A 24,995-nucleotide genomic window follows, 5' to 3' on the forward strand; every position below is an offset into this window, starting at 1 on the left:
TAGAGAGGATTTATTTCTAAAAAGCAACCTCATAAGTTTCCGGATTATTGAAGAAGCTGAATTTGTGATAAAATTAACTTATCAAATAAAGTTCGATCTTCCTTGTGGTCATCAAGCTGTCCCGACAGGAAGCGGAGAACGAAGTGAACTACGAGTGAGGAACATACTTAATATTTACATAAGACAAGCACCCAATTTACTTGTTCGAACGATGAATAAGTCCATATCGTATTCGGAAGTCAAAGGGGCAAGAGGGAACTCAGTGAAGATAAACGAAAAGGATGAGATGAATTGATGAAAACAGTGATTATTGCGACGAAGAATAAAGGAAAGGCCAACGAATTCAAGAACATGTTTGCGGCAAAAGGTTATGAAGTCAAGACTCTCCTCGACCTGCCGGATGCACCGGATGTCGAGGAAACTGGAACGACGTTCGAAGAGAATGCAATTCTTAAAGCGGAAGCGATTGCCCATAAGGTAGGCCACTTTGTCCTCGCAGACGACTCGGGGCTGATCGTAGATGCGTTAGACGGCCGACCTGGCGTATATTCTGCCCGTTATGCCGGTGAAGATAAGGTTGATGAAGCGAACACGGAAAAAGTATTGAGGGAACTAGAGGGTGTACCAGAGGAGGAAAGAACGGCTAGGTTCTATTGCGCATTGGCATTGGCCTCTCCCAATCAAGAAACGATAACGGTTTCAGGTACGATGGAAGGTTTCATTACGAAGCAACCGATAGGAACCAATGGATTTGGCTATGACCCAATCTTTTTTGTGAAAGAACAGGGCAAAACAAATGCTGAATTGACAAAAGAAGAAAAAAATAATATCAGTCACCGTGCAAACGCATTGAAAGCGTTGGATGAGAAATTGGAAGAATTCCTTAAACGGGAAGAAGGAATGTGATCATGAAGGTCCTGATAATGAGTGATAGCCACGGGCTTACTCATGAAATAAGCATGATCACCGCTCGTCATAAACAAGAAGTCACAGCGATGATACATTGTGGAGATTCGGAACTTGAAAGCAAGGATCCACTTTTGAGAGGGTATTTAGCGGTACGTGGGAACTGTGACCATGATCATGCCTTTCCTAACGATCTCATTCAAGACATTGCTGGCAAACGCTTCTTCATTACCCATGGACATCTGTATAATATTAAGATGACACTTATGAACTTATCATATAAAAGTGAAGAATCCGGTGCTGATATCGTTTGTTTTGGGCATTCTCACGCAGCGGGATCTGAACGTATCGATGGAAGGTTATTCATCAATCCTGGCAGTATTCGCCAGCCTCGGGGGCGAAAAGAAAAAACGTATGTAATTTTGTCTATTGAAGAAAACGTACTTGAAATCACGTATTACGATCTTGAAGGAAACACGGTCGAGGAACTAAATAAAGCTTATAAAACCAACTGACTTAAGGTATAATGAACAGGAAGCATTCTGTGCTTCCTGTCTGCAAAAAAAATTATTAAAACCATTGACTTTCTTTTAATATGCTAATATAATAAGAATTGTCCTAAGGGATCTTAAGTAAGGTTAATACATAAGTGTTACCGCAACTTATATCATAAAATGTCTCAGTAGCTCAGCTGGATAGAGCAACGCCCTTCTAAGGCGTCGGTCGGGAGTTCGAATCTCTCCTGGGACACTACCAAACAGTCAAATCCTTTTAGGGTTTGGCTGTTTTTTTATTGAATATAAATCTTCTGGTGAAAATAAAAAATGTTGACTTTCTTATTATATTTCACTATAATAAGAGTTGTCTTAAATGACCAAGAATTTTCATACATAGTGTTACACAATGTCTCAGTAGCTCAGCTGGATAGAGCAACGCCCTTCTAAGGCGTCGGTCGGGAGTTCGAATCTCTCCTGGGACACTATCAAAAACAGCCAAGGCCTTTTGAAGGGTTTGGCTGTTTTTTCGTTATATAAAGGATTGTCATGGCATTTTATAATGATATGTTTGTTTCCCCTATCATTATTCCCATAGGATTCAAGAGGGGAACAATTCACTAGAGGATATGGATGAAGAATACTGTTGATCATGGAGACAATGATTTGAGGCCATAGATCTATTGCCTTTTAGTTTCTTTTCTAACTTGTTTATATTTCTATTTTTAGAGAAGGTGGATTCTCTTTTATGTCGAACTGTATAAGAATAAGGGAGATGTTTAGATGAATAAAGATAGCTTATTTAAATTCATTCAAACTTCCACGCGGGGGAATTTCTTTTCAGTAGAGATAGCCCAAGATGGAACCAAAGTAGTTCAAATGGCCAAGGAGTTAGAACAAGAAGGCAGAATCAAACTAAGAGAGTGTAAGTCGCAAAATCAAGGCGTTTACCTTGAAGGCATCCTTAAATTCATTCCTAGTTAATACCATCGGTTCAGTTAGGAAGAGGAAAAAAGCATCCAACGAGTTGGATGCTTTTTTCTGTGTCTGATTCATTCAATTCTTATTTAACGTTTCGCGGTTTTTATTGATGATTTCACGGTTTTTGATTATGGCGGTATTTATTTCTTCAAGCGGTGTTCGGATGACATCTTGTTCATTTCCAAATGGTGTGAGATTAGATTGATCTTTCAATAATATATCAATGGTATCGCGTAACTGAAGCATTGATATATTGAATTTTTCCGAAACGCCTTGTAGGGCTTTATGTATTTCAGGGTTCTGGATAGAAGAAACAACCTTTCCGGAATCAGAGTTCAATAATATATCCTCCTCTAAAGCTTGATGTGAATATACATAGCTTATTATTGAGATATGGTAATTATACATGGAAGACATGTTTTTTTCATGGGGAATTAAACTCAATTTGGATTTCACGCAGAATAAAATATTATAGGAGGATATTATTAGACCAGCTGCTAATTTCATCAAGAGGGTGTGAAAGGGATGAGATCCTCTCTTGAGTGAGTAACGGGCAGGCGTCGGTTATATAGATCTGATTTCTATAATGGTAAATAAAGTAAATTAAAAGTATAATGAAAAAGTGAGTTTGAGTTTTGATGAAGGAGGCGTAGCGATGGAAAAGGATGAAAGCTATTTGAAAGCAAAAAAAAGGGTGGAGAAATTAAAGGGTTTTTATATCCATTTAATCGTTTACATCTTGGTGAATCTTTTGCTTATAATGATAAACTTATTGACCGATGCTAGTTATTTGTGGTTTCTCTATCCCCTTGGCGGCTGGGGAATCGGAATTCTTATACATGGTATAACAACATTTGCGAGCGGGAACTTCGGGTCGCAATGGGAAGAAAGAAAAATTAAAGAATATATGAAAAAAGATAATAAGGACCTTTAATAAATACTTGTAACTAAGGAGGCTATATTGGCTTCTTTATTTAATTTGGCTCGATAATGATGGTTGAAACTTTGACTTTATCAAGATTTTGGACCATTTGTCTTTTGAATATAGTAAAATGGAGGCTAAGAGCTTAATAAATAATCATTTTATAGGAGTTGCTCATGAAACAGTTTGGTTGGTTTGTAACGGGAATCGGGGTTTTGATCGCATTGTTTGCCCTTCTTTATCCCTTGAATGTTATCAGTAAAACAGTTTGCATATATTTACTGCTCGGAGGATCGGGTCTTATGTTCGTTGGATCTATGTTTAGGGCCTTTTCCCTTCTTAAGAGAAGCGAATAATGACCGGTTGGGTTGATATAGTGGGGTGACTCTATGTACAATTGGGGAGTCTCCTAAATATCAGCCTTTTTTTTAGGGGAGATTTTTAAAAAAATAAGGTGATGAAAAATGGACAAGAACCAATTGAAATATGCACAGCAGCATTTGGCCAATGAACGAACTTTTTTGGCGTGGATCCGAACTGTGATTGCAATTGTGGGGGTGGGTTTTCTAACAACAAGTTTGCATTTTACGATAGGTGTGTACCGAGATGCCCGAATCGATTTGATCAGTATCGTGCTTGGGATGTTCACCTGCTTTTTAGGTCTAGTGATCACCATATTGGCAACGGTTAGTTATCTTCAGAAGAAGAAGCAAATTAATGAGGAGACCTTCAAGCCTTCCTCGGCCCAAGTCATTCTCATTGCGGTCTTTATGCTCATCTTACTATTGATGGTCATTTTATATTTTCTTTTTATCAAACTATAACCATTTGTCCCTATTTGTTAGGGCTTTTTTTTATGGGGTGTTGCGGGTTATTATCTTTACGAAAACTTTTTTCTGTTTACAATCCTCTAGTATAGGTTAGAAGTAAGGGGAGGGATCACTCAGATTTATAAAGTCTATGCGAATTCCAATTATTTGTTTAATAACCAGATTGTGATATATGATAGGAAATATAAAAGGAGGTCATCAAGATGGTAGATATCCAAAAAGGTGAAGGGTCATTTTTTGTCAAGGACTCTGGTGAAAAGCTGGCTGAAATTACGTTCTTTAAATCAGGTGATCACGAAATCACGGTGGATCATACGGTTGTATCCGACAAACTACGCGGACAGAAGGTTGGGAATGCGCTTGTTGAAAAAGTGATTGAACTAGCGCGTAATGAAAATCTTAAAATCGTTCCGGAATGTACATTCGTTCAAAAGCAATTTGGAAAAAATGCAGCATATGAAGATGTATTGGCTAAGTAACGATATAGGGCTGGATACTAGGAAAAGGAATGGATAACCATTCCGATCCTATGTATTCAGCCTTTTCCCTTTGTTTTTTATAAAGTGTCTGGGGGAGGGTGCTAAGGGGACACCGCTTCTTGTAATTACCAATAAAATGCAGAAATAGCCTTTCAAAATAAACATTGGTTGCAGGCAGATTGGATGTTGGGTAAGAATATGGAATGCATTATGCTTTAGTTTGTATCTTTTTTCATTATTTTCAAACTAAAAAAATATTTTTTTAAAATGTGAAAATAGGATAATGGTAGGGATGAAAGCGTATACAACAAAACTTATAATTTAGAATTATCTAAAAATTCATTAAATGCCTGTTGACTACACTCCAAAATGCGAGTAAGATAATCTCAAATACAAGACATCAAACATTAGCGTTTCAAAAAATATGAATAATGAGAAAACATTGAAAAGGATAAGTAGTCTTTTTTCAAGACATTCACAGAGAGCCGGGTTGCTGAGAACCGGTATTGTCCCAAAAGATGAACTCACCTTGGAGTTTCAGCTTGAACGTTATACTAGTAGGGCTGAACGGGTGCGTACCAGTACCCGTTACCAAAACAGAGAATAGTTGTATACTATTCAAAGTGCGCATGGAAGTTCATGCGAAAAAGGGTGGTACCGTGGAGCGGCTGATTAAGTCTTTTCACCCCTTTAACTTGCTAAGTGCAAGTACATTTGGGGTGAAAAGGCTTTTTTGTATGCCTAAAAATCCGAATATTATGAATTTAATCAAGTGAGAAAGCGGAGGAGGTCTTTACGAATGACACAAAAAGCAGTAGTGGCTGATCGAAAAAGTGGAAAGACACATTATAGTGGTGCCGAATTTTTGATGGAAGCATTGAAAAAGGAAAATGTTGAAGTCATCTTTGGGTACCCTGGTGGTTCTGTATTGCCGATATATGACAAGCTTTATAGTTCAAAGCTTTTTCATATATTGACACGACATGAGCAGGGTGCAATCCACGCAGCAGAAGGGTACGCCAGGATTACTGGCAAACCGGGAGTGGTCATTGTCACGTCCGGTCCTGGAGCAACGAACATTGTAACCGGCCTAGCGGACGCAATGATTGATTCTCTTCCACTTGTTGTTATTTCGGGTCAGGTAGCTACTAGCGTAATTGGTTCGGATGCCTTTCAGGAGGCAGATGTACTCGGGATTACAACCCCAATTACAAAACATAACTATCAAGTGAGAAAGCCGGAAGACCTCCCACGTATCATCAAAGAAGCATTTTATATCGCTTCAAGCGGACGACCGGGACCTGTTTTAATAGATATTCCTAAAGACATGGCAATCTTGGAAGGGGTAGCGACGGAAGAGGATCCAGTGATGGACCTGCCAGGCTATCAGCCAACGACAAAGCCGAATTACTTGCAAATAAGAAAGCTTGTTGAAGCGGTAAGTGGTGCGAAAAGGCCCGTCATCCTTGCTGGAGCAGGTGTCCTTCATGCAAAGGCATCTCATCTCTTGAAGGAATATGCCGAACAACAAGGCATACCAGTAGTTCACACCCTCCTTGGCCTTGGTGGTTTCCCAGCCGAGCATCCGCAATTTATTGGAATGGGTGGCATGCATGGTAGTTTTGCGGCAAACATGGCGTTATCGAAATGTGATCTGTTGATTAATGTGGGGGCAAGGTTCGATGATCGCTTGACCGGAAACTTAGCCAAATTTGCACAATATGCAACTGTTGCCCATATCGATATTGATCCAGCGGAAATCGGAAAGAATGTACCAACCAAGATTCCTGTAGTCGGCAGCGCAAAAGAAGCTTTAACGGAGTTGATTGCCCAAAGTGGTAAAAAGCCTGACATTACGGAATGGACTGAACAGTTGAATGAGTGGAATGCAGAATTCCCATTACGTTATACCCAAGAAGAAGGGGTGCTGAAACCTCAACGTGTCATTCAAATGCTCCATGAAAAAACGAAGGGGGAAGCCATTGTCACGACGGATGTTGGTCAGCATCAAATGTGGGCGGCCCAGTACTATCCATTTAACAAGCCTAATTTATGGGTCACATCCGGTGGCCTGGGTACGATGGGCTTTGGCTTACCGTCCGCACTTGGAGCACAAATGGCCAATCCAAAAGCGACAGTTCTTTCGATATCTGGCGATGGTGGTTTTCAGATGTGCCTTCAAGAACTTTCGGTCATTGCGGAAATGAATCTGCCGATTAAGATCATCATCATTAATAACGGTGCGCTTGGAATGGTAAGGCAATGGCAGGAACTCTTCCATGACAATCGCTTTTCACACAGTGTTTTCCAGTCTCAACCCAATTTCGTTAAATTGGCTGAAGCATATGGAATTCCAGGGTTTAAAGCGACTACCGAGGAAGAAGCCAATGCATGCCTCGATGAAGCATTCACGATAGATGGACCGGTTTTGATCGATTTCCGTGTCAAACAAATGGAAAATGTCTTTCCGATGGTAGCATCAGGAAAAGGGCTGGATGAAATGGAAGGAGTTTAAGCAATGAGGGGAATTCTTAGCCTTACCGTGAACAATAGACCAGGCGTCCTTAACCGGATCACGAACCTGTTCACGAAAAGGAATTATAACATTGAAAGCATGACAGTCGGGCAATCCGAGCAGGAGGGCATTTCAAGGATGACCTTCGTGGTCGATGTTGATGACGAAACGGTCATTGAGCAAATCACAAAGCAATTAAATAAGCAGATAGAAGTGCTTAAAGTGATTGATATCACGAATCAATCGATTGTAGCCAGGGAACTGGCGCTCATCAAGATATTGGTGACAAGCCAGACCCGACCTGAAATCTATTCGGTAATTGAGCCTTTCCGGGCCTCTGTTATAGATGTAAGTAAAGATAGCCTGACGGTTCAAATCACTGGGGAATCAGACAAAATCGAAGCCTTCATTGAACTGATCAAACCGTATGGCATCAAAGAGTTGGCAAGAACCGGGACGGCGGCCTTCCCTCGCGGAATGCAGTTGTCACATGCAAAAAGCGCAACAATCGTATAAAAACAACCAAAAAAAACTATGGATATGAAAAGGGAGATGTATTAATAATGGCAAAAGTATATTATAACGCAGAAGCAAACGAGAATTTTTTCAACAATAAAAAGGTAGCGGTAATCGGATACGGTTCACAAGGACACGCACATGCTCAAAACTTACGTGATAGCGGTGTGGATGTAATCATCGGAATCAGAAAAGGTAAATCATTCGATAAAGCTGTAGAAGATGGATTCAATGTATATACAGTTAAAGAAGCGGCAGAACAAGCAGATGTAATCATGAACCTTTTACCAGATGAAACGCAACCAAAAGTATACCAAGAAGAAATCAAACCTGTGTTGCATGCAGGTCAAGCATTAATGTTCGCACACGGATTCAACGTTCACTTTAACCAAATTGTCCCACCAGCCGACGTGGATGTATTATTAGTGGCTCCAAAAGGTCCAGGACATCTTGTTCGCCGTACATATGAACAAGGTGCAGGGGTACCGGCATTATTCGCAATCTACCAAGATGTGACGGGTGAAGCGAGAGAATTGGCACTTGCTTACGCTAGAGGAATCGGAGCACTAAGAGCGGGTGGATTGGAAACGACATTCCAAGAAGAAACAGAAACAGATCTTTTTGGAGAACAGGCAGTGCTTTGTGGCGGATTGACTTCCCTTGTAAAAGCTGGGTTTGAAACATTGACGGAAGCTGGATACCAACCGGAAGTTGCATACTTCGAGTGTTTACATGAATTGAAATTAATCATCGACCTTATGTATGAAGGCGGTATGGAAAATATGCGTTATTCCATCTCTGATACGGCTCAATGGGGAGATTTCGTTTCAGGACCACGCGTTGTGACAGAGACGACAAAAGAAGCGATGAAAGCCATTTTAAAAGACATCCAAGACGGGGAATTCGCAAAAGGATGGATCCTAGAAAACCAAGCGAATCGTCCAGTCTTCAATGCTATCAATAACCGTGAAAACAAACACCAAATCGAAGTGGTAGGTCGTGAATTAAGAAAAATGATGCCATTCGTCAAACCTCAACAAACAGAGAAAGAAGTGGTAGCCGTTGCGAAAAATTAATATTTTTGAAACAACACTTCGTGATGGGGAGCAATCGGCCGGTGTGAACTTGAATTTTACCGAAAAGCTGGAAATTGCTTATCAGCTTGAAAGGCTTGGTGTGGATATCATCGAAGCCGGTTTTCCGGCAGCATCCAAAGGGGACTTCAATTCCGTACAGGAAATCGCGCGCAAAATCAGAAACAGCTCTGTTACAGGGCTGGCGCGCGCTGTAAAGGGAGACATTGACGCTGCGTGGGACTCATTGAAAGTCGGAGCAGAACCAAGGTTGCATACATTCATCGCCACGTCTCCGATCCACCGTCAATACAAGTTGAAAATGTCAAAAGAACAAGTGATTGAAAAATCAGTTGCCATGGTCAAGTATGGGGCAGAGCGTTTCCCAATCGTACAATGGTCTGCCGAAGATGCCAGTCGAACTGAACTTGACTATCTGGCTGAAATAGTCGAAGCGGTCATTCAGGCGGGGGCGAAGGTTATCAACATTCCGGATACAGTGGGATATGCCGCCCCGATTGAATACGGAAACATCTTCCGTTACCTACGTGAAAATGTTCCTTCCATCGATAAGGTGAGCCTATCGGCTCACTGCCATGATGATCTTGGAATGGCAACAGCTAACTCATTGGCTGCCATTGAAGGTGGGGCTACCCAAGTCGAGGGAACGATAAATGGAATTGGCGAACGTGCCGGCAATGTGGCCCTTGAAGAAGTGGCGATGGCTCTTTATATCCGAAAAGATTTCTATCAGGCGGAGACGGGTCTTGTCTTGAATGAAATCAAAAGAGCTAGTGATCTGGTTAGTCGTTTAACGGGAATGCAGGTACCTGCAAATAAAGCCATTATCGGGGCCAATGCCTATGCGCATGAATCCGGGATTCACCAAGATGGCATGTTGAAAGAAAAAACGACGTATGAAATTATCTCACCGGATCTGGTCGGTGTGTCTGCCAATTCGCTTGTTCTAGGTAAGCATTCTGGACGGCATGCTTTCAAAGAGAGATTACAAGAATTGAATTTCTCTGTAACGGATGAAGAAATGAATTCTTTATTTGTCCAGTTCAAAGAATTGGCGGATAACAAGAAAACCATGACGGACGAAGATATCGTAGCTCTTGTCCTTGAAGAAAAAGCGACGGATATCAGTTTTTATGACCTGATTTCCTTCCAAATATCTCATGGTACCCATCAAGTTGCCACGGCAACGGTTACGTTGAAAAAAGGCGATAGTGAAGAAATACAGGAAGCGGCAACGGGTGCTGGTAGTGTTGAGGCCCTCTATAACACGCTTGAAAGATGTTTGGGTAGTCAAATCAACCTCCAGGATTACAGAATCCAATCTGTGGGAGCTGGGATGGATGCCTTAGCACAAGTTTTCGTAAAAATCGATTACAACGGTGTGGAAACGAGTGGACGTGGATTGGACCAGGACGTATTGGAAGCCTCGGCAAAAGCTTATTTAAACGCGGTGAACCGTGTAGTCATCATGAAGGAATTAGAAGAAAAAGCAGTCATGCAGTAGGAAGGGGAGATTTCGATGAAAAGGAATATTGCGGTGCTTCAAGGAGATGGCATCGGTAAAGAAGTGACTAGAGGCGCTGTAGAAATTCTTGAAGCCGTTGCTCAACGGTACGGGCATGATTTTGAATTTCAATATGGCGAAATTGGTGGTAGCGCTATCGATAACACGGGATCGCCACTACCGGACGGGACGGTAGAGATTTGCAAGAATAGCGACGCGGTATTATTAGGGGCGGTCGGGGGACCGAAGTGGGACACTCAACCTGCGCACCTAAGGCCAGAGCGTGGTTTATTGAAAATCCGCAAAGACCTGAATCTCTATGCTAACATCCGGCCAATTAGCTATTATTCCAGCTTGTCGGAGTCTTCACCTCTTAAAAAGGAATTCATTGAAGATGTCGATTTCGTTATTGTACGCGAGCTGACAGGCGGCCTTTATTTCGGGAAGCCGAGTGAGCGGGTGGAACGAGAGGGGAAGGATGCGGTCGTCGATACTCTTTTTTATCAGAAAGATGAAATGAAGCGCATCATTGAACTTGCATTTAAATTAGCCTCTGACCGCAAGAAAAAAGTGACATCGGTCGACAAAGCCAATGTCCTGGAATCCAGTCGGATGTGGCGTGAAACGGCTGAAGAAATCGCCAAAGATTATCCAGAAGTGGAACTTGAACACATGCTTGTTGATAATGCTGCGATGCAGCTCATAAAGAATCCGAAACAATTTGACGTTATCGTGACGGAAAATATGTTTGGTGACATTTTAAGCGATGAAGCATCCGTCTTGACTGGTTCACTTGGCATGTTGCCTTCCGCTTCGATCTCTACGGAAGGTCCCAATTTATATGAACCGATCCACGGATCTGCCCCTGATATTGCAGGAAAAAACCTAGCAAATCCTATTGGGACGATTTTATCGGCAGCATCGTTGTTACGCCTATCATTCGGATTGGAAAATGAGGCCGACGCGGTCGAGCAAGCGGTGGAAACGGTACTGAACTATGGATTAAGAACCGGTGATATTGCTAATGGTCAATCATCAATCACGACGACGACAGAAATGATTGCCCAAATAAAAGCAACTCTATTAGACCAGGAAGCCATCTCCAACATCATGGGAGCTTATGCATAACCTTCTTTCACGGCCTAAATCTAGGCCGTGTTTTTTAAAAAATATAAAATTGATCGAGGTGGATATAAGTGGGTAAATCTATAATTGAAAAAATATGGGATCGCCATATTATATATGAAGAGGAAAATAAACCGGATTTATTGTATATAGATCTTCAATATATTCATGAAGTAACATCCCCTCAAGCATTCGAAGGTTTGAGATTGAAAGGGCGTAAAGTAAGAAGGCCCGACCGGACTTTCGCAACAATGGACCATAATGTGCCTACTATAAATCGCCATTTCATTTCGGATGATATTGCAAGAAAACAGTTGGAGGCACTCGATAAAAACTGTAAGGAATTCGGTATCCGTCTTGCTGACCTAGACAGCCCAGAACAAGGAATCGTTCATGTCATCGGTCCGGAATTAGGTCTTACACAACCTGGTATGACGATTGTTTGCGGGGACAGCCATACATCTACGCATGGGGCGTTCGGATCGATTGCTTTCGGGATCGGAACAAGTGAAGTGGAGCATGTTTTGGCCACTCAATCCCTATGGCAGACTAAACCAAAAACGCTCAAGCTTGAGGTTAATGGGAAACTCGGTCATGGAGTCATGGCGAAAGATGTCATTTTATATGTTATATCCAAATTCGGTGTCGACTTTGGGACAGGACATATCATTGAATATTGTGGGGAAGTTTTCGATGCCATGTCAATGGAAGAAAGAATGACCGTATGTAATATGTCAATCGAAGGCGGTGCTCGTGCTGGGCTAGTGGCACCAGATGAAACGACCTTCTCCTATTTGAAAGGTCGTAAATATGTATCAAAAGGTGAAGAGTTTGAGCGTTGCGTTCAGGACTGGAAGGCACTTGTTAGTGACGCAGATGCGGTTTATGACCGGGAAATCGTCCTTGATGGCAGCTTGATTTCGCCAATGGTCAGCTGGGGAACAAATCCGGGCATGGCTAGTGGAGTGGATGAACGGGTACCGACTTTTGCAGAGGATATCACTAATTCGAAGGAACTCGGCCGCGCGCTTGAATATATGGGACTTCAAGAAGGAATGGCGATTACGGATATTCCGGTTCAACATGTATTTATCGGTTCTTGTACCAATTCCAGAATTGAAGATTTACGTCAGGCTGCTGAAATGATTGAAGGCAGGACGGTTCATAAAGGTGTTCGAGCAATGGTGGTACCAGGCTCACAAAGTGTCAAGAAGCAAGCGGAAGATGAAGGATTGGATGAAATTTTTAAATCGTCAGGCTTTGAATGGCGGGAATCAGGTTGTAGCATGTGCTTGAGCATGAACCCGGATGCGGTGCCTCCTGGTGAACACTGTGCCTCCACGAGTAACAGGAATTTCGAGGGACGACAAGGGGCAGGGGCCAGGACCCATTTAGTAAGTCCAGCCATGGCAGCGGCTGCGGCCATATACGGGAAGTTCGTTGATATAAGAAACTTGAAAAAAGCTGAGAGAGTTCAGTAAATACAAATTAATAGGAGGTGCACAATGGAAATGGAACCCATTACTATATATAAAGGAAGAGCGGCGGCACTAAATCGGAAAAATGTGGATACCGATCAAATCATTCCAAAGCAATTTTTAAAACGGATTGAACGAAGCGGCTTTGGCGAATTCCTGTTCTATAACTGGCGCTTTGATGAAGAAGGAAATGAACGCCCTGATTTTGAATTGAATCAGCCTCAAAATCGTGATACCTCGATTTTGATTGCGGGTGAAAACTTTGGCTGTGGATCATCAAGGGAGCATGCACCATGGTCGTTGAAAGATTATGGTTTCGATATTGTCATCGCACCATCTTATGCCGACATATTCAAAAGCAACTGCATGAAGAATGGAATGGTTCCCATCGCATTAAACCATGAGCAAGTCCAGTACCTGATGGAGAGGGCCGCTTCCCCTGATTATGAACTGACTGTCGATTTACCGAATCAAACGGTGAAAGATGGCCAAGGGTTTGAAGCAAGCTTCGAGATTCATCCATATTGGAAGGAAATGCTCGTTAAAGGCTGGGACGAAATATCGATCACCCTTCAATATGATGAGAAAATAGCAGCTTATGAAAAGCAAAAAGATGCAGTTTCTAATGCGTAATGAATTCAAAAAAAGGCTTCCTATCCAATAAAATAGGAAGCTCTTTTTTGTGGAGTTTTAAATTACATATAAGTGGAATGGATACCTTGGAAGGTGACTGTTTTTTGAATTTCATTCTATTACATGCTAAACTATTTTCCAAAAGCGAACGGCGAGGTGAATATTGATGGTTGGGAAACGTGGAAAGAGCACAGAGGATCCGAAGGTCGTCCCATTTCCTAATCTAGGGGAACGGTTAATCATAAAGGGCCTCGACGAGCTTGGAAAAAGGAACTTTAAAGACGCAGCCCGGCTCTTCAGTCAAGCACGGGAATTTGAGCCGGATAATGATGAAGTATGTATGGGCCTTGTCGTTTCCCTGGTTGAGCTCGAGTATTATGAAGAGTCCAAAGAATTGTGCCAAGAGATGCTTAATAAAGGAATCGGTGACTATTTCCAATTGATTAACATCTATTTAATGGTGCTACTCCAATTGAATGAACATCAGGAAATGATTACGACAATTGAACTTTTATTTGATGAAAACCAGATCCCCTTCGACAAAGAGGAGCATTTTGAAAAGATGCTTCACTTCAGCAAGCGGGCCCTTGAAGATAAAAAAGAGGAAACCGAAAGGGAATTACAGCTGCGGGAAGAAGAATTACAGAAGGAAGAGTTATTCGCAGGGAAATCGGATAAAGAAATGCTACTTGTGATTTCTAAACTTACGAATCTTAATATTCGACCTTTTGTCCCCCAAATCGAGCAGTTTCTTCAAGACCGTGATGGACACCCATTTTTTAAAACGATGCTATTAAACATCCTTATAAACCAGGAGTATAATGAAGAAGTAACCGTTTGGAAGTTCACCCAGTCCAAGATTGTCAATCCAAAAGAGCTGGTGACCTTGAAGGAAACAAGCTTCCATAAAACGATCATGAACCTGACAGAAGAGGAAATCAGTCATAAAAATCCGAGTTTATTTGAAATGGTGCACAGCCTAATTGAGCGGCATTCCTTTTTATTGTATCCATTCGAACCAGAATCAGATATGATACCGGCATGGGCGGCTGCCTATCATGCGTTAGCCGAAGAGTACATGACAGGGGAAGATAGGATCCAAGAAATAGCGAATAGTTATTCCGTTGATGGGGAAGCGGTTACGAATATTCTAGCCACTATAAAAGAAATCGAAGAAATTTCTTATCCCATTATTTAACCTATTGCTGTTGTAACGGTTTGAACCTGTGTTATAATGTAGTGGTTGTAATGTATAATCGTCTAATTTTGACGAATTCCCAATTTTTTTTTCTTGGGTATATTTGAAGGATGACTTGTTAACACTTGCAAAGCATATTCATCCAATGCTTATTATTGAAGTATATAGATCTTTTTGGAGGGAAACACATGTCTGTAAAATGGGAAAAACAAGAAGGTAATCAAGGCGTATTAACAATCGAAGTAGAAGCTGTAAAAGTAAACGAAGGTTTAGACGCAGCATTCAAAAAAGTAGTTAAACAAGTAAACGTACCTGGCTTCCGTAAAGGTAAAATGCCACGTCAAATGTTCGAAAAGAAATTCGGCGTAGAATCATTATATCAAGATGCTCTTGATTTCATCCTTCCTGATGCATATGCAAATGCTGTCGAAGAAGCTGGAATTCAGCCTGTAGATCGTCCAGAAATCGACATCGAGAAAATGGAAAAAGGTGAAAACCTAATCTTCACGGCTACTGTAACAGTTAAGCCTGAAGTTAAATTAGGAGATTACAAAGGTGTTGAAGTGGAAAAATTCAATACTGAAGTAACTGACGAAGACGTTGATAACGAATTGAAATCAATGCAAGAACGTCAAGCTGAACTTGTCGTTAAAGAAGAAGGACAAGCTGCAGAAGGCGATACAGTCGTTCTTGATTTTGAAGGATTCGTTGATGGTGAAGCATTCGAAGGCGGAGCTTCAGAAAACCATTCACTAGAAATCGGTTCTAACTCATTCATCCCTGGTTTCGAAGAGCAACTTGTTGGTCTTGAAACAGGCGCTGAAAAAGATATCGAAGTTACATTCCCTGAAGAATACCATGCTGCTGAACTTGCAGGTAAACCAGCTGTATTCAAAGTGAAAATTCACGAAATCAAAACAAAACAACTTCCTGAGTTGGATGATGAATTCGCGAAAGACGTTGACGAAGAAGTTGAAACGTTAGCTGAACTTAAAGAAAAAACAAAACATAAATTAGAGCATGACAAAAAACACGAAGAAGAAAACTTCGTACAAAACACTGTAATCGGTAAAGCTGTTGAAGGTGCAGAAATGGACATTCCTGAAGCTATGATTTCTAACGAAGTAGACCGCATGATGAATGAGTTCTCTCAACGCATTCAATCTCAAGGCCTAAACTTAGAACTTTACTACCAATTCTCAGGTCAAGACGAAGAAGCATTAAAAGCACAAATGAAAGAAGAAGCTGAAGGACAAGTTCGTACAAGCTTGACTCTTGAAGCTATCGCTGAAGCTGAAAAAATTGAAGCAACTGATGAAGACGTTGAAGCTGAACTTGCAGAAATGGCTACAATGTACAACATGGAAGTTGAAGCAATCAAACAAGCTCTTGGAAACTTAGAAAGCATCAAAGGCGATCTTAAAATTAAGAAAGCAATTGACTTCTTAGTGGAAAACAGCAAAACTGTTGAAGCAAAATAATTTATTTTAAGTAAGTGTTTACTAATATTTTCTTCAAAGAAACAAGGCGCGAGTAATCGTGCCTTGTTTTATACATATTAAGAATTTGTTGGTAATTTTAACTATCGGATAGTTTCTGATTGATTTTTTTTTCATTTCAGTGTAGATTAATTCTAATGCTGCATATACATATTTATACAGAAAAACCTTATTTTAAAAACCGAAAAGTTTGGACATACTGGTAAATGGAAACATACATATGAAATGAAAATTTGTACTTATTGGACAACTTGTGGGTGAGCGTTTTTGTTACAAAATTTCCAAGAACGTGATAGAATGCAAAACATACTAGGAATTTTGGAACGCTAAAGTATTTGTGTGTCTTTCCTATAGCGGATTTGACACCTTTACATCACTAGAGTTGGAAGAGTATTTAAAGGGGTGAACGTTCATGTTTAAATTTAATGATGAAAAAGGACAATTAAAATGTTCTTTTTGCGGAAAAACTCAAGAACAGGTCCGCAAACTGGTAGCTGGTCCAGGTGTATATATTTGTGACGAGTGTATCGAACTTTGTACTGAAATCGTTGAAGAAGAGCTAGGTACTGATGAAGAAGTAGAATTTAGAGATGTACCTAAACCTAAGGAAATTCGTGCGATACTAGACGAATACGTAATTGGACAAGAACAGGCTAAAAAGTCTTTGGCCGTCGCTGTTTATAATCATTATAAACGTATCAATTCCAATAGCAAAGTTGATGACGTCGAGTTATCCAAGAGTAATATCGCTCTTATTGGACCGACAGGAAGCGGGAAAACGCTACTTGCCCAAACATTGGCGCGTCTATTGAATGTACCTTTTGCCATTGCTGACGCAACTTCATTAACGGAAGCTGGTTATGTTGGGGAAGATGTAGAGAACATCCTTCTTAAGCTGATTCAAGCGGCTGATTACGATGTGGAAAAAGCGGAAAAAGGCATCATTTATATCGATGAAATCGATAAAGTGGCCCGTAAATCCGAGAACCCATCGATTACACGCGATGTATCCGGTGAAGGTGTACAGCAGGCCTTATTGAAAATTCTTGAAGGTACCGTGGCAAGCGTTCCGCCACAAGGAGGACGTAAACATCCTCATCAAGAATTCATCCAAATCGATACGACTAATATCTTATTCATCTGTGGTGGTGCTTTTGACGGCATTGAACCAATCATCAAACGCCGTTTAGGCCAAAAAGTCATTGGCTTTGGTTCTGATGTTAAAAAAGATGATATCGCAGAAAAAGAATTGCTTTCTAAAGTTCTTCCAGAAGATTTACTGCGTTTCGGTCTAATTCCGGAATTCATCGGTCGTCTTCCTGTCATTGCTACACTAGAGCAATTGGACGAAGCCGCTTTGATTGAAATCCTTACAAAACCGAAAAATGCTCTTGTGAAGCAATATCAAAAATTGCTTGAGCTTGACGACGTGGAATTGGAATTCGAACAGGAAGCACTTAGTGAAATTGCTAAAAAGGCGATTGAACGTAAAACAGGTGCGCGTGGACTCCGTTCCATCATTGAAGGAATTATCCTTGAAGTGATGTTCGATCTTCCATCACGTGATGATGTTGCCAAATGTGTAATTACAGGAAGCACAATCGCGAAAAACGAAACACCAAAGCTTGTCCTGAAAGATGGTACAACCATTCAGGGACAAGGGAAGAAAACATCTGCTTAATCGATTAGTGAAAAAACTGCCAGTTCTTCTGGCAGTTTTTTTATGTTCTTTTTCATTACCTCAGTGCTTCTAAGTTTATATCTCAAAACACCAAAATTTACATCCCATATTTATTGGATTATTTCGCCCTCCCCTAGGAGATACTATCAGAAATGACAAGGCAGTAGCAGGAGGGAAAACGATGAACTGGACAGGAATAGCGTTATTTATTCAGCTGTTTTTTGGTATTGTGATTGGTTTGTATTTTTTGAATTTATTAAAAGGCCAACGGACACAAAAAGTTTCGATTAACCGTGATTCACGAAAGGAAATGGATCAGCTACAAAGGATGAGGTCCATCTCCCTAACAGAGCCATTGTCAGAAAAGGTGAGGCCGATTACATTTAAGGATATCATCGGTCAGGAGGACGGCATCAAATCTCTAAAAGCAGCTTTATGCGGTCCGAATCCTCAGCATGTGATCATTTATGGCCCTCCAGGAGTGGGGAAAACGGCAGCTGCAAGGATCGTTCTAGAAGAAGCCAAGAAAAATGGGAAGTCTCCTTTCAAGAAGTCGGCAGTCTTTATCGAACTGGATGCAACGACTGCTAGATTCGATGAACGGGGAATAGCCGATCCGTTAATAGGTTCAGTGCACGACCCTATATATCAAGGCGCCGGGGCCATGGGCCAGGCGGGTATCCCGCAACCCAAACAAGGGGCTGTCAGTAATGCTCATGGCGGCGTACTGTTTATAGATGAAATTGGGGAACTTCATCCCATTCAAATGAACAAGTTGTTAAAGGTGCTGGAAGACCGGAAAGTGTTTCTCGAAAGTGCTTATTATCAAGAGGAAAATCAAAATATTCCGACCCATATCCATGATATATTTAAAAATGGACTTCCTGCCGACTTTCGCTTGATTGGGGCTACAACAAGAACGCCTAATGAAATTGCCCCAGCCATTCGTTCAAGGTGCATTGAAGTGTTTTTCCGTGAACTGGACCGTGAGGAAATCGTATCCGTTGCCAAAAATGCTTCCGATAAGGTAGGTATCACTATTAGTGAAAAGGGACTTCAGTCGATTTCGGATTACGCCCGAAATGGAAGGGAAGCTGTCAATATGATTCAAACATTGGCCGGTATCTCCATTAATGAAAATCGAAGCTACATCAGGGAAGAAGATATTGATTGGATGGCTCATAGCAGCCAACTTACACAGAGGATGGACCGGAAAATAGAGTCAAGTCCAAAAATAGGACTGGTTAATGGTCTTGCCGTTTATGGTCCTAACAGTGGGGCTTTGTTGGAAATCGAAGTGACTGTGATGGCTGCTAACGATGATAAAGGTTCAATCAATATTACAGGGATAGTCGAAGAAGAAAGCATTGGTGGTGGAAATGGGAAATCCATTCGTCGCAAGAGCATGGCCAAGGGGTCGATTGAAAATGTCATCACGGTCCTGCGTTCAATGGGCGTTCCAGCCGACCAATTCGATATCCATGTTAACTTCCCAGGCGGCAGCCCTGTGGACGGTCCATCAGCGGGTATAGCGATGGCAACGGGCATATACTCGGCCATCTATAAAATGCCTGTGGATCATACGGTAGCGATGACGGGAGAAATTAGTATTCATGGTGGCGTTAAACCAATCGGAGGCGTCATTCCGAAGATAAAGGCCGCAAAACTGGCTGGGGCAAAGACTGTCATTATTCCAGCTGAAAACATGCAACCGCTGCTGCTGGAAATAAAAGATATCGAGATCATTCCTGTTACGAATGTAAAAGAAGTATTGGATAGGGCGCTGAAGAAAGAGATAATATCCGATCAGATATTAGCCTCCTTGGACCCTTCGAAAAAAGAAAGCGTATAACAGGAGAACCCCGGTTTGAAAAAGACCGGGGCGTTTTCTGGCCGAAAAAAATAATCATGAATTCAGGCGTGCTTTTTCCTCGGAAATTGGAGATAATAAAAGCAATTATACCTGTTAAGGTAAACAAATAGACACTTCTATATAAATAGGATAGAATTGTTAAAAGGTTGATAACTTGGGTAATTAGTTTACAACGACGATACTAAATTTGGAGGTGTCAGGAAATGACTGATCAAGAAATCATCGTTCCCCTCCTGCCGCTAAGAGGACTGCTTGTATATCCAACAATGGTACTTCATTTAGATGTGGGCCGAGATAAATCGGTACAAGCCCTTGAGAAAGCAATGGTGGAAGACCATCTTATATTTTTGACGACACAGAAAGATGTGACGTTGGATGAACCTGGTGAAGAAGATTTATTTACCATGGGTACATTAACAAAAGTAAAACAGATGCTGAAACTTCCAAATGGTACCATCCGTGTTTTAGTGGAAGGTTTAAACCGGGCAGAGGTTAGTGAATTTTATGATTATGAGACACACTATGGTGCGAAGGTTAAAATATATGAAGACAGCGATGAAAAAGATGCGGAACATCAAGCGTTAATGCGCACCTTGCTGGATTATTTTGAACAATACATAAAGATGTCCAAAAAAATAACCGGTGAAACGTTCTCTTCCACTTCAGATATTGAAGAACCGGGTAGATTGGCTGATATCATCGCCTCCCATTTGCCTCTTAAGTTGAAAGAGAAGCAAGAAGTGCTTGAGACCATTGATATGAAAGAGCGCTTAAGCCGGGTGATTGAAATCATCAATAACGAAAAGGAAGTCCTTTTCCTGGAGAAAAAGATCGGTCAGCGTGTCAAGCGATCCATGGAACGGACCCAAAAAGAATATTATCTACGTGAACAAATGAAGGCCATCCAGAAGGAACTAGGGGATAAAGAAGGTAAGACAGGAGAAATCGCCGTTCTTACTGAAAAAATAGAAGAAGCCGATATGCCAACGCATATTAAAGAAACGGCTTTAAAAGAACTCGACCGGTATGAAAAAGTACCATCCAGTTCAGCTGAAAGCTCCGTTATCCGCAATTACATCGAATGGTTAATATCGCTTCCATGGTCGAATGCCACGAAAGATGATCTTAATATTCATAAAGCGGAAAAAATCCTAAACCGTGACCATTATGGATTGGAAAAGGTCAAAGAACGGGTGCTTGAATACTTGGCTGTCCAGCAGCTGACGAATTCGTTAAAGGGACCGATTCTTTGTTTGGTAGGTCCTCCAGGCGTCGGAAAAACAAGCTTGGCCAAGTCGATTGCCTCATCATTGAACCGGAAGTTTGTTCGAATTTCCCTAGGTGGCGTGCGTGATGAATCGGAAATCCGGGGACACCGCCGCACATATGTAGGGGCCATGCCAGGTAGAATCATCCAAGGGATGAAAAAGGCCGGCACGATTAATCCGGTATTTTTACTGGATGAAGTGGATAAGATGTCCAATGACTTTAGGGGAGACCCATCGGCCGCGATGTTAGAAGTGCTTGACCCGGAACAAAACCATAACTTCAGTGACCATTATATTGAAGAGACGTATAATCTTTCTAAAGTTATGTTCGTTGCGACAGCCAATAATCTTTCAACAATTCCAGGACCGCTTCGTGATCGTATGGAAATCATTTCGATTGCAGGTTATACTGAAATAGAGAAGCTTCATATCGCCAAGGATCACCTACTGCCTAGACAGTTGGAGAATCATGGTCTATTGAAGACACAACTGCAAATCCGTGAAGAAGCCCTTACTAAGATCATTCGTTATTATACTCGGGAAGCCGGTGTCCGTAGTCTAGAACGGCAGCTTGCCAGTATTTGCAGGAAAACGGCGAAGATCATCGTTTCCGGTGATAAAAAACGAGTCGTGATTTCTGATAAGAATGTCGAGGAGTTTTTAGGGAAAACGATGTTCCATTATGGACAAGCGGAGATAGAAAACCAAATAGGTGTCGCTAATGGATTGGCATACACTTCCGTTGGTGGGGATACGTTACAGATCGAGGTATCTTTATCACCAGGAAAAGGAAAGCTCATTTTGACTGGGAAACTTGGCGACGTCATGAAAGAATCAGCTCAGGCTGCTTTCAGTTATGTACGTTCGAAGACCGAGAAACTCCACATCGATACGAACTTCCATGAAAAGTATGATATCCATATCCATGTTCCAGAAGGAGCCGTTCCTAAGGATGGTCCATCTGCAGGCATCACGATTGCAACAGCGTTAATATCGGCTCTAACTAATAGGCCGATCAGAAAAGAGGTAGGCATGACAGGCGAAATTACATTACGCGGACGGGTTCTCCCAATTGGGGGCCTTAAGGAAAAATCCTTAGCGGCTCATCGGGCAGGACTTACGAAAATCATCATCCCGCAAGATAACGAAAAGGATATTGATGATATCCCGGAAAGTGTCCGTAAAGAATTAATATTTGTTCCAGTTTCACATGTGGATGAAGTCCTAGAACATGCATTGGTAGGTGTGGACGAATGAAAGTAACAAGTTCAGATATTGTCATCAGTGCCGTTAAGCCTGAACAATATCCTAACACCCCCATTCCCGAATTTGCCTTAGCTGGTCGTTCCAATGTCGGGAAATCAAGTTTCATCAATAAATTGATCAATCGAAAAAATTTAGCGCGGACTTCTTCCAAGCCAGGAAAGACGCAAACGCTGAATTTCTATATCATAAATGAAGCCATGCATTTTGTGGATGTACCTGGTTACGGGTATGCAAAGGTTTCTAAAAGCGAACGTGATGCGTGGGGGAGAATGATTGAAACATATTTCACCTCCCGTGAACAGCTTCGTGCAGCGATATTGGTCGTTGATTTACGCCATCCGCCGACTAAAGATGATATAGCCATGTATGAGTTCCTGAAGCATTACGATTTGCCAAGAATCGTGATAGCGACGAAAGCGGACAAAATCCCAAAAGGGAAATGGCAAAAACATCTTAAAATCACACGCCAAACGCTTAATCTGGAAAAAGAAGATGAATTGCTTCTTTTCTCAGGTGAAACCGGAGAAGGTAAAGAACAAGTCTGGGGCGTTTTGAAGAAATACATGTAAGAGCTAGAGGACATTCCCTAAGTGGAATGCCCTTCTCTTCTTAATGAAAAAAGGTCTCCCATCGGGGAGGCCTTTTTCATTTTCTTCGAAGTAAGATATACACACCAATTGCGATTAAAACAAATGGCCAAAATTTTTCTATATTATAGGTTCCTGTTTCCAGTATTCCGAAAGATGAGGTGATTTTGTCATAAAACAAAGTGAGGATCGCTATGAAGAATAAAATCATCCCGTGCATCATGCCTGTATTCGTTTTACGTGTCCTAAGAATAAAACCTAGAGAAATGATTAAAATAAAGATACCAAGGCTATCCGGCCAAATCTCGAGGTTATTGGCGATATGGAAATGGGCGCCGAATCCGAGCAGGATGACACCGGGGAGTATGGATTCATACTCACTCCCACTGTAGGCCTGGATTAAAAAGGCAATACCGACAATACATAATAGTGTAGGCCAGCTAAAGAAACCTGGGAAAATTTCAATTCGTGAATGTTCAAGAAAAAAATAAAGTCCGAAACCGATTAAAATGATTCCGGGAAAAATTCGTTGCTTTTTCATTTTATCCTCCTATCAATTCGATTACTTGAAGTTTATTGGTATTTTTGATATGGTTCTTTTGTACACAATGTCGAAATATGTATTTAATATAAAAATACGGCTTATATATTCACTATATTAGTGGGTGAACAAGCTTTCTTATTATGGTAGCATACGTTCATAAACTGTTCATATATTTTTTTGTTTCAGTTTTTGTACATGGTATAATGAAGGTACATGAAAAATTTTGGGGGTGCAAAAGAAAAGATGCATATTCTAGCGGTTGGTATCAATTACAAAACTGCCCCTGTAGAAATTCGGGAAAAATTGTCGTTTAATGAAGCCGAACTTGCCGAGGCAATGAAAGCTCTTAAAAATAAAAAAAGTATTTTGGAGAATGTCATTATTTCCACATGCAATAGAACGGAAATATATGCGGTAGGTGATCAACTTCATACTAGCCGATACTATATTAAGGAATTCCTTTCTGAGTGGTTTCACATCGATAAAGAGGAGTTTTCTAAATATCTGTTTTTCTATGAAGGGGACGCTGCTGTTGAGCATTTATTTTCAGTTACATGTGGCCTGAACTCCATGATTCTTGGGGAAACGCAGATTTTGGGACAAGTTCGCTCGAGTTATATGTTGGGACAGAAGGAAGATACAATAGGAACGGTTTCTAATCATCTTTTCAAGCAAGCCCTTACACTGGCCAAAAAAGCCCATTCGGAAACGGAAATCAATACGAATGCAGTTTCCGTGAGCTATGCGGCCGTTGAATTGGCGAAGAAAATCTTTGGAAGCTTAAGTGGCAAGAATGTGCTGATTCTCGGAGCAGGTAAAATGGGTGAATTGGCGATTCAAAATCTTCACAGTAATGGTGCGGATAGCATTACTGTCATCAATCGTACTTATCAGAAGGCGGTTGATTTAGCTGAGAGATTTAATGGAGATGCAAAACAGCTTCAGGAACTGCAATGTGCATTGGTGGAAGCGGATATCTTAATCACGTCCACTGGATCGAAAGACCTTCTCGTCACAAAAGAAATGATGACATTTGTGAACAAGCTTCGCAAAGGCCGTCCTATCTTCATGGTGGATATCGCTGTTCCACGTGACTTGGATCCAACGTTGGCTGAACTGGAAAACGTATTCCTATACGACATCGATGACCTTGAAGGAATCGTACAAGCGAATATCGAAGAACGTAAGAAAGCTGCTGAAAAGATTGGCTTAATGATTGAATTCGAGATTGTTGAATTTAATCAGTGGATGAATTTGCTTGGTGTGGTTCCAGTCATTTCGTCCCTACGGGAAAAATCGTTATCGATTCAAAAGGAAACGATGGAGAGCATTGAAAGAAAGCTCCCACACTTGAGTGAACGTGATATAAAAGTATTGAACAAACATACGAAGAGCATCATTAATCAAATGCTGAGGGATCCGATTTTATATGCCAAAGAACTGGCAGAGGAACCAAATGCAAAAGAACAATTGAATAATTTTGTGAAAATCTTTCATTTAGAGGAATTGGTTGAAGAAAAGATGGTAGAGGACAATGAAACTGAAAAGGCACATGCGAAGTCTTCTCTACTAAATCCAGTTCCTGTCCATTAATGAGGTAGA

24 protein-coding genes, 2 tRNA genes and 1 other annotated feature are annotated in these 24,995 nt (G+C 41.2%); of the genes, 24 read left to right on the top strand and 2 right to left on the bottom strand.

Annotation, left to right across the window (positions count from 1 at the left end):
- The first annotated feature begins 64 nt into the window (after positions 1 to 64).
- From ACIQXQ_RS13640 to ACIQXQ_RS13665, 6 genes are all read left to right on the top strand, one after another.
- Positions 65 to 295: a hypothetical protein gene (locus ACIQXQ_RS13640; protein WP_402874579.1), complete on the top strand. Its 231-nt coding sequence runs from the start codon at positions 65 to 67 to the stop codon at positions 293 to 295.
- Positions 295 to 906 (top strand): XTP/dITP diphosphatase, encoded by a 612-nt coding sequence (locus tag ACIQXQ_RS13645; protein ID WP_402874582.1) that lies wholly within the window; start codon positions 295 to 297, stop codon positions 904 to 906. Before ACIQXQ_RS13640 ends, ACIQXQ_RS13645 begins: the two co-directional genes overlap by 1 nt.
- Positions 907 to 908: 2 nt before the next feature.
- On the top strand, positions 909 to 1,421 hold the full coding sequence (locus ACIQXQ_RS13650; RefSeq protein WP_402874584.1) for a metallophosphoesterase family protein: 513 nt from the start codon (positions 909 to 911) through the stop codon (positions 1,419 to 1,421).
- Between the two features lie 161 nt (positions 1,422 to 1,582).
- Positions 1,583 to 1,656, top strand: a tRNA-Arg gene (locus ACIQXQ_RS13655).
- Positions 1,657 to 1,811: 155 nt separating this feature from the next.
- Positions 1,812 to 1,885, top strand: a tRNA-Arg gene (locus ACIQXQ_RS13660).
- 298 nt (positions 1,886 to 2,183) lie between these two features.
- Complete coding sequence (locus ACIQXQ_RS13665; protein ID WP_402874587.1) at positions 2,184 to 2,384, top strand: hypothetical protein; 201 nt, start codon at positions 2,184 to 2,186, stop codon at positions 2,382 to 2,384.
- Positions 2,385 to 2,456: 72 nt separating this feature from the next.
- Here ACIQXQ_RS13665 and ACIQXQ_RS13670 read toward each other — a convergent pair whose 3' ends face one another.
- Positions 2,457 to 2,720: a hypothetical protein gene (locus tag ACIQXQ_RS13670; protein ID WP_402958113.1), complete on the bottom strand. Its 264-nt coding sequence runs from the start codon at positions 2,718 to 2,720 to the stop codon at positions 2,457 to 2,459.
- 316 nt (positions 2,721 to 3,036) lie between these two features.
- Between ACIQXQ_RS13670 and ACIQXQ_RS13675 the strand changes: the two genes are divergently transcribed.
- From ACIQXQ_RS13675 to yihA, 17 genes are all read left to right on the top strand, one after another.
- Positions 3,037 to 3,315, top strand: coding sequence for a 2TM domain-containing protein (locus ACIQXQ_RS13675; protein ID WP_402958116.1), 279 nt, complete (start codon positions 3,037 to 3,039; stop codon positions 3,313 to 3,315).
- A 164-nt stretch (positions 3,316 to 3,479) separates the two neighbouring features.
- Positions 3,480 to 3,659, top strand: coding sequence for a hypothetical protein (locus ACIQXQ_RS13680; protein ID WP_402874596.1), 180 nt, complete (start codon positions 3,480 to 3,482; stop codon positions 3,657 to 3,659).
- A gap of 108 nt (positions 3,660 to 3,767) precedes the next feature.
- Positions 3,768 to 4,127 carry a YidH family protein gene (locus ACIQXQ_RS13685; RefSeq protein WP_402874599.1) on the top strand — a complete coding sequence of 120 codons (360 nt, stop codon included), beginning with the start codon at positions 3,768 to 3,770 and terminating at the stop codon, positions 4,125 to 4,127.
- Positions 4,128 to 4,336: 209 nt separating this feature from the next.
- Complete coding sequence (locus ACIQXQ_RS13690) at positions 4,337 to 4,612, top strand: GNAT family N-acetyltransferase (RefSeq protein WP_402958118.1); 276 nt, start codon at positions 4,337 to 4,339, stop codon at positions 4,610 to 4,612.
- 433 nt (positions 4,613 to 5,045) lie between these two features.
- Positions 5,046 to 5,305: a binding site (T-box leader), on the top strand.
- 106 nt (positions 5,306 to 5,411) lie between these two features.
- Complete coding sequence (gene ilvB, locus ACIQXQ_RS13695; protein WP_402958120.1) at positions 5,412 to 7,127, top strand: acetolactate synthase large subunit; 1,716 nt, start codon at positions 5,412 to 5,414, stop codon at positions 7,125 to 7,127.
- 3 nt (positions 7,128 to 7,130) lie between these two features.
- A complete protein-coding gene (gene ilvN / locus ACIQXQ_RS13700; RefSeq protein ID WP_402874607.1) occupies positions 7,131 to 7,643 on the top strand; it encodes an acetolactate synthase small subunit in 513 nt (170 codons plus the stop codon).
- Positions 7,644 to 7,690: 47 nt separating this feature from the next.
- Positions 7,691 to 8,719: a ketol-acid reductoisomerase gene (gene ilvC, locus ACIQXQ_RS13705; protein ID WP_402874610.1), complete on the top strand. Its 1,029-nt coding sequence runs from the start codon at positions 7,691 to 7,693 to the stop codon at positions 8,717 to 8,719.
- A complete protein-coding gene (locus ACIQXQ_RS13710; protein ID WP_402874613.1) occupies positions 8,706 to 10,241 on the top strand; it encodes a 2-isopropylmalate synthase in 1,536 nt (511 codons plus the stop codon). The genes ilvC and ACIQXQ_RS13710 overlap by 14 nt, the downstream gene beginning before the upstream one ends.
- A gap of 15 nt (positions 10,242 to 10,256) precedes the next feature.
- Positions 10,257 to 11,369, top strand: a complete 1,113-nt coding sequence (gene leuB / locus ACIQXQ_RS13715; protein WP_402874616.1) for a 3-isopropylmalate dehydrogenase — start codon at positions 10,257 to 10,259, stop codon at positions 11,367 to 11,369.
- A 68-nt stretch (positions 11,370 to 11,437) separates the two neighbouring features.
- Positions 11,438 to 12,847 carry a 3-isopropylmalate dehydratase large subunit gene (leuC, locus tag ACIQXQ_RS13720; protein ID WP_402958123.1) on the top strand — a complete coding sequence of 470 codons (1,410 nt, stop codon included), beginning with the start codon at positions 11,438 to 11,440 and terminating at the stop codon, positions 12,845 to 12,847.
- A 30-nt stretch (positions 12,848 to 12,877) separates the two neighbouring features.
- A complete protein-coding gene (gene leuD / locus ACIQXQ_RS13725) occupies positions 12,878 to 13,477 on the top strand; it encodes a 3-isopropylmalate dehydratase small subunit (protein ID WP_402874644.1) in 600 nt (199 codons plus the stop codon).
- A gap of 166 nt (positions 13,478 to 13,643) precedes the next feature.
- Positions 13,644 to 14,675, top strand: coding sequence for a tetratricopeptide repeat protein (locus ACIQXQ_RS13730; protein ID WP_402958125.1), 1,032 nt, complete (start codon positions 13,644 to 13,646; stop codon positions 14,673 to 14,675).
- 188 nt (positions 14,676 to 14,863) lie between these two features.
- On the top strand, positions 14,864 to 16,156 hold the full coding sequence (tig, locus tag ACIQXQ_RS13735) for a trigger factor (RefSeq protein WP_402958127.1): 1,293 nt from the start codon (positions 14,864 to 14,866) through the stop codon (positions 16,154 to 16,156).
- 430 nt (positions 16,157 to 16,586) lie between these two features.
- The gene (gene clpX, locus ACIQXQ_RS13740) at positions 16,587 to 17,855 is read left to right on the top strand and encodes an ATP-dependent protease ATP-binding subunit ClpX (RefSeq protein ID WP_402874628.1); all 1,269 of its coding nucleotides are present in this window, start codon (positions 16,587 to 16,589) and stop codon (positions 17,853 to 17,855) included.
- Between the two features lie 181 nt (positions 17,856 to 18,036).
- On the top strand, positions 18,037 to 19,707 hold the full coding sequence (gene lonB / locus ACIQXQ_RS13745) for an ATP-dependent protease LonB (RefSeq protein WP_402874629.1): 1,671 nt from the start codon (positions 18,037 to 18,039) through the stop codon (positions 19,705 to 19,707).
- Between the two features lie 224 nt (positions 19,708 to 19,931).
- Positions 19,932 to 22,253 carry an endopeptidase La gene (gene lon, locus ACIQXQ_RS13750; RefSeq protein WP_402958130.1) on the top strand — a complete coding sequence of 774 codons (2,322 nt, stop codon included), beginning with the start codon at positions 19,932 to 19,934 and terminating at the stop codon, positions 22,251 to 22,253.
- Positions 22,250 to 22,831 carry a ribosome biogenesis GTP-binding protein YihA/YsxC gene (gene yihA / locus ACIQXQ_RS13755; RefSeq protein WP_402874633.1) on the top strand — a complete coding sequence of 194 codons (582 nt, stop codon included), beginning with the start codon at positions 22,250 to 22,252 and terminating at the stop codon, positions 22,829 to 22,831. The genes lon and yihA overlap by 4 nt, the downstream gene beginning before the upstream one ends.
- A 76-nt stretch (positions 22,832 to 22,907) precedes the next feature.
- Here yihA and ACIQXQ_RS13760 read toward each other — a convergent pair whose 3' ends face one another.
- On the bottom strand, positions 22,908 to 23,390 hold the full coding sequence (locus tag ACIQXQ_RS13760) for a LiaI-LiaF-like domain-containing protein (RefSeq protein WP_402875857.1): 483 nt from the start codon (positions 23,388 to 23,390) through the stop codon (positions 22,908 to 22,910).
- Between the two features lie 246 nt (positions 23,391 to 23,636).
- Here ACIQXQ_RS13760 and hemA point away from each other — a divergent pair, with 246 nt between their 5' ends.
- Positions 23,637 to 24,986 carry a glutamyl-tRNA reductase gene (gene hemA, locus ACIQXQ_RS13765; RefSeq protein ID WP_402875855.1) on the top strand — a complete coding sequence of 450 codons (1,350 nt, stop codon included), beginning with the start codon at positions 23,637 to 23,639 and terminating at the stop codon, positions 24,984 to 24,986.
- Positions 24,987 to 24,995 lie beyond the last annotated feature (9 nt).

The sequence above is a fragment of the Peribacillus sp. NPDC097198 genome, assembly GCF_044762055.1.
Taxonomy (GTDB): domain Bacteria; phylum Bacillota; class Bacilli; order Bacillales; family DSM-1321; genus Peribacillus.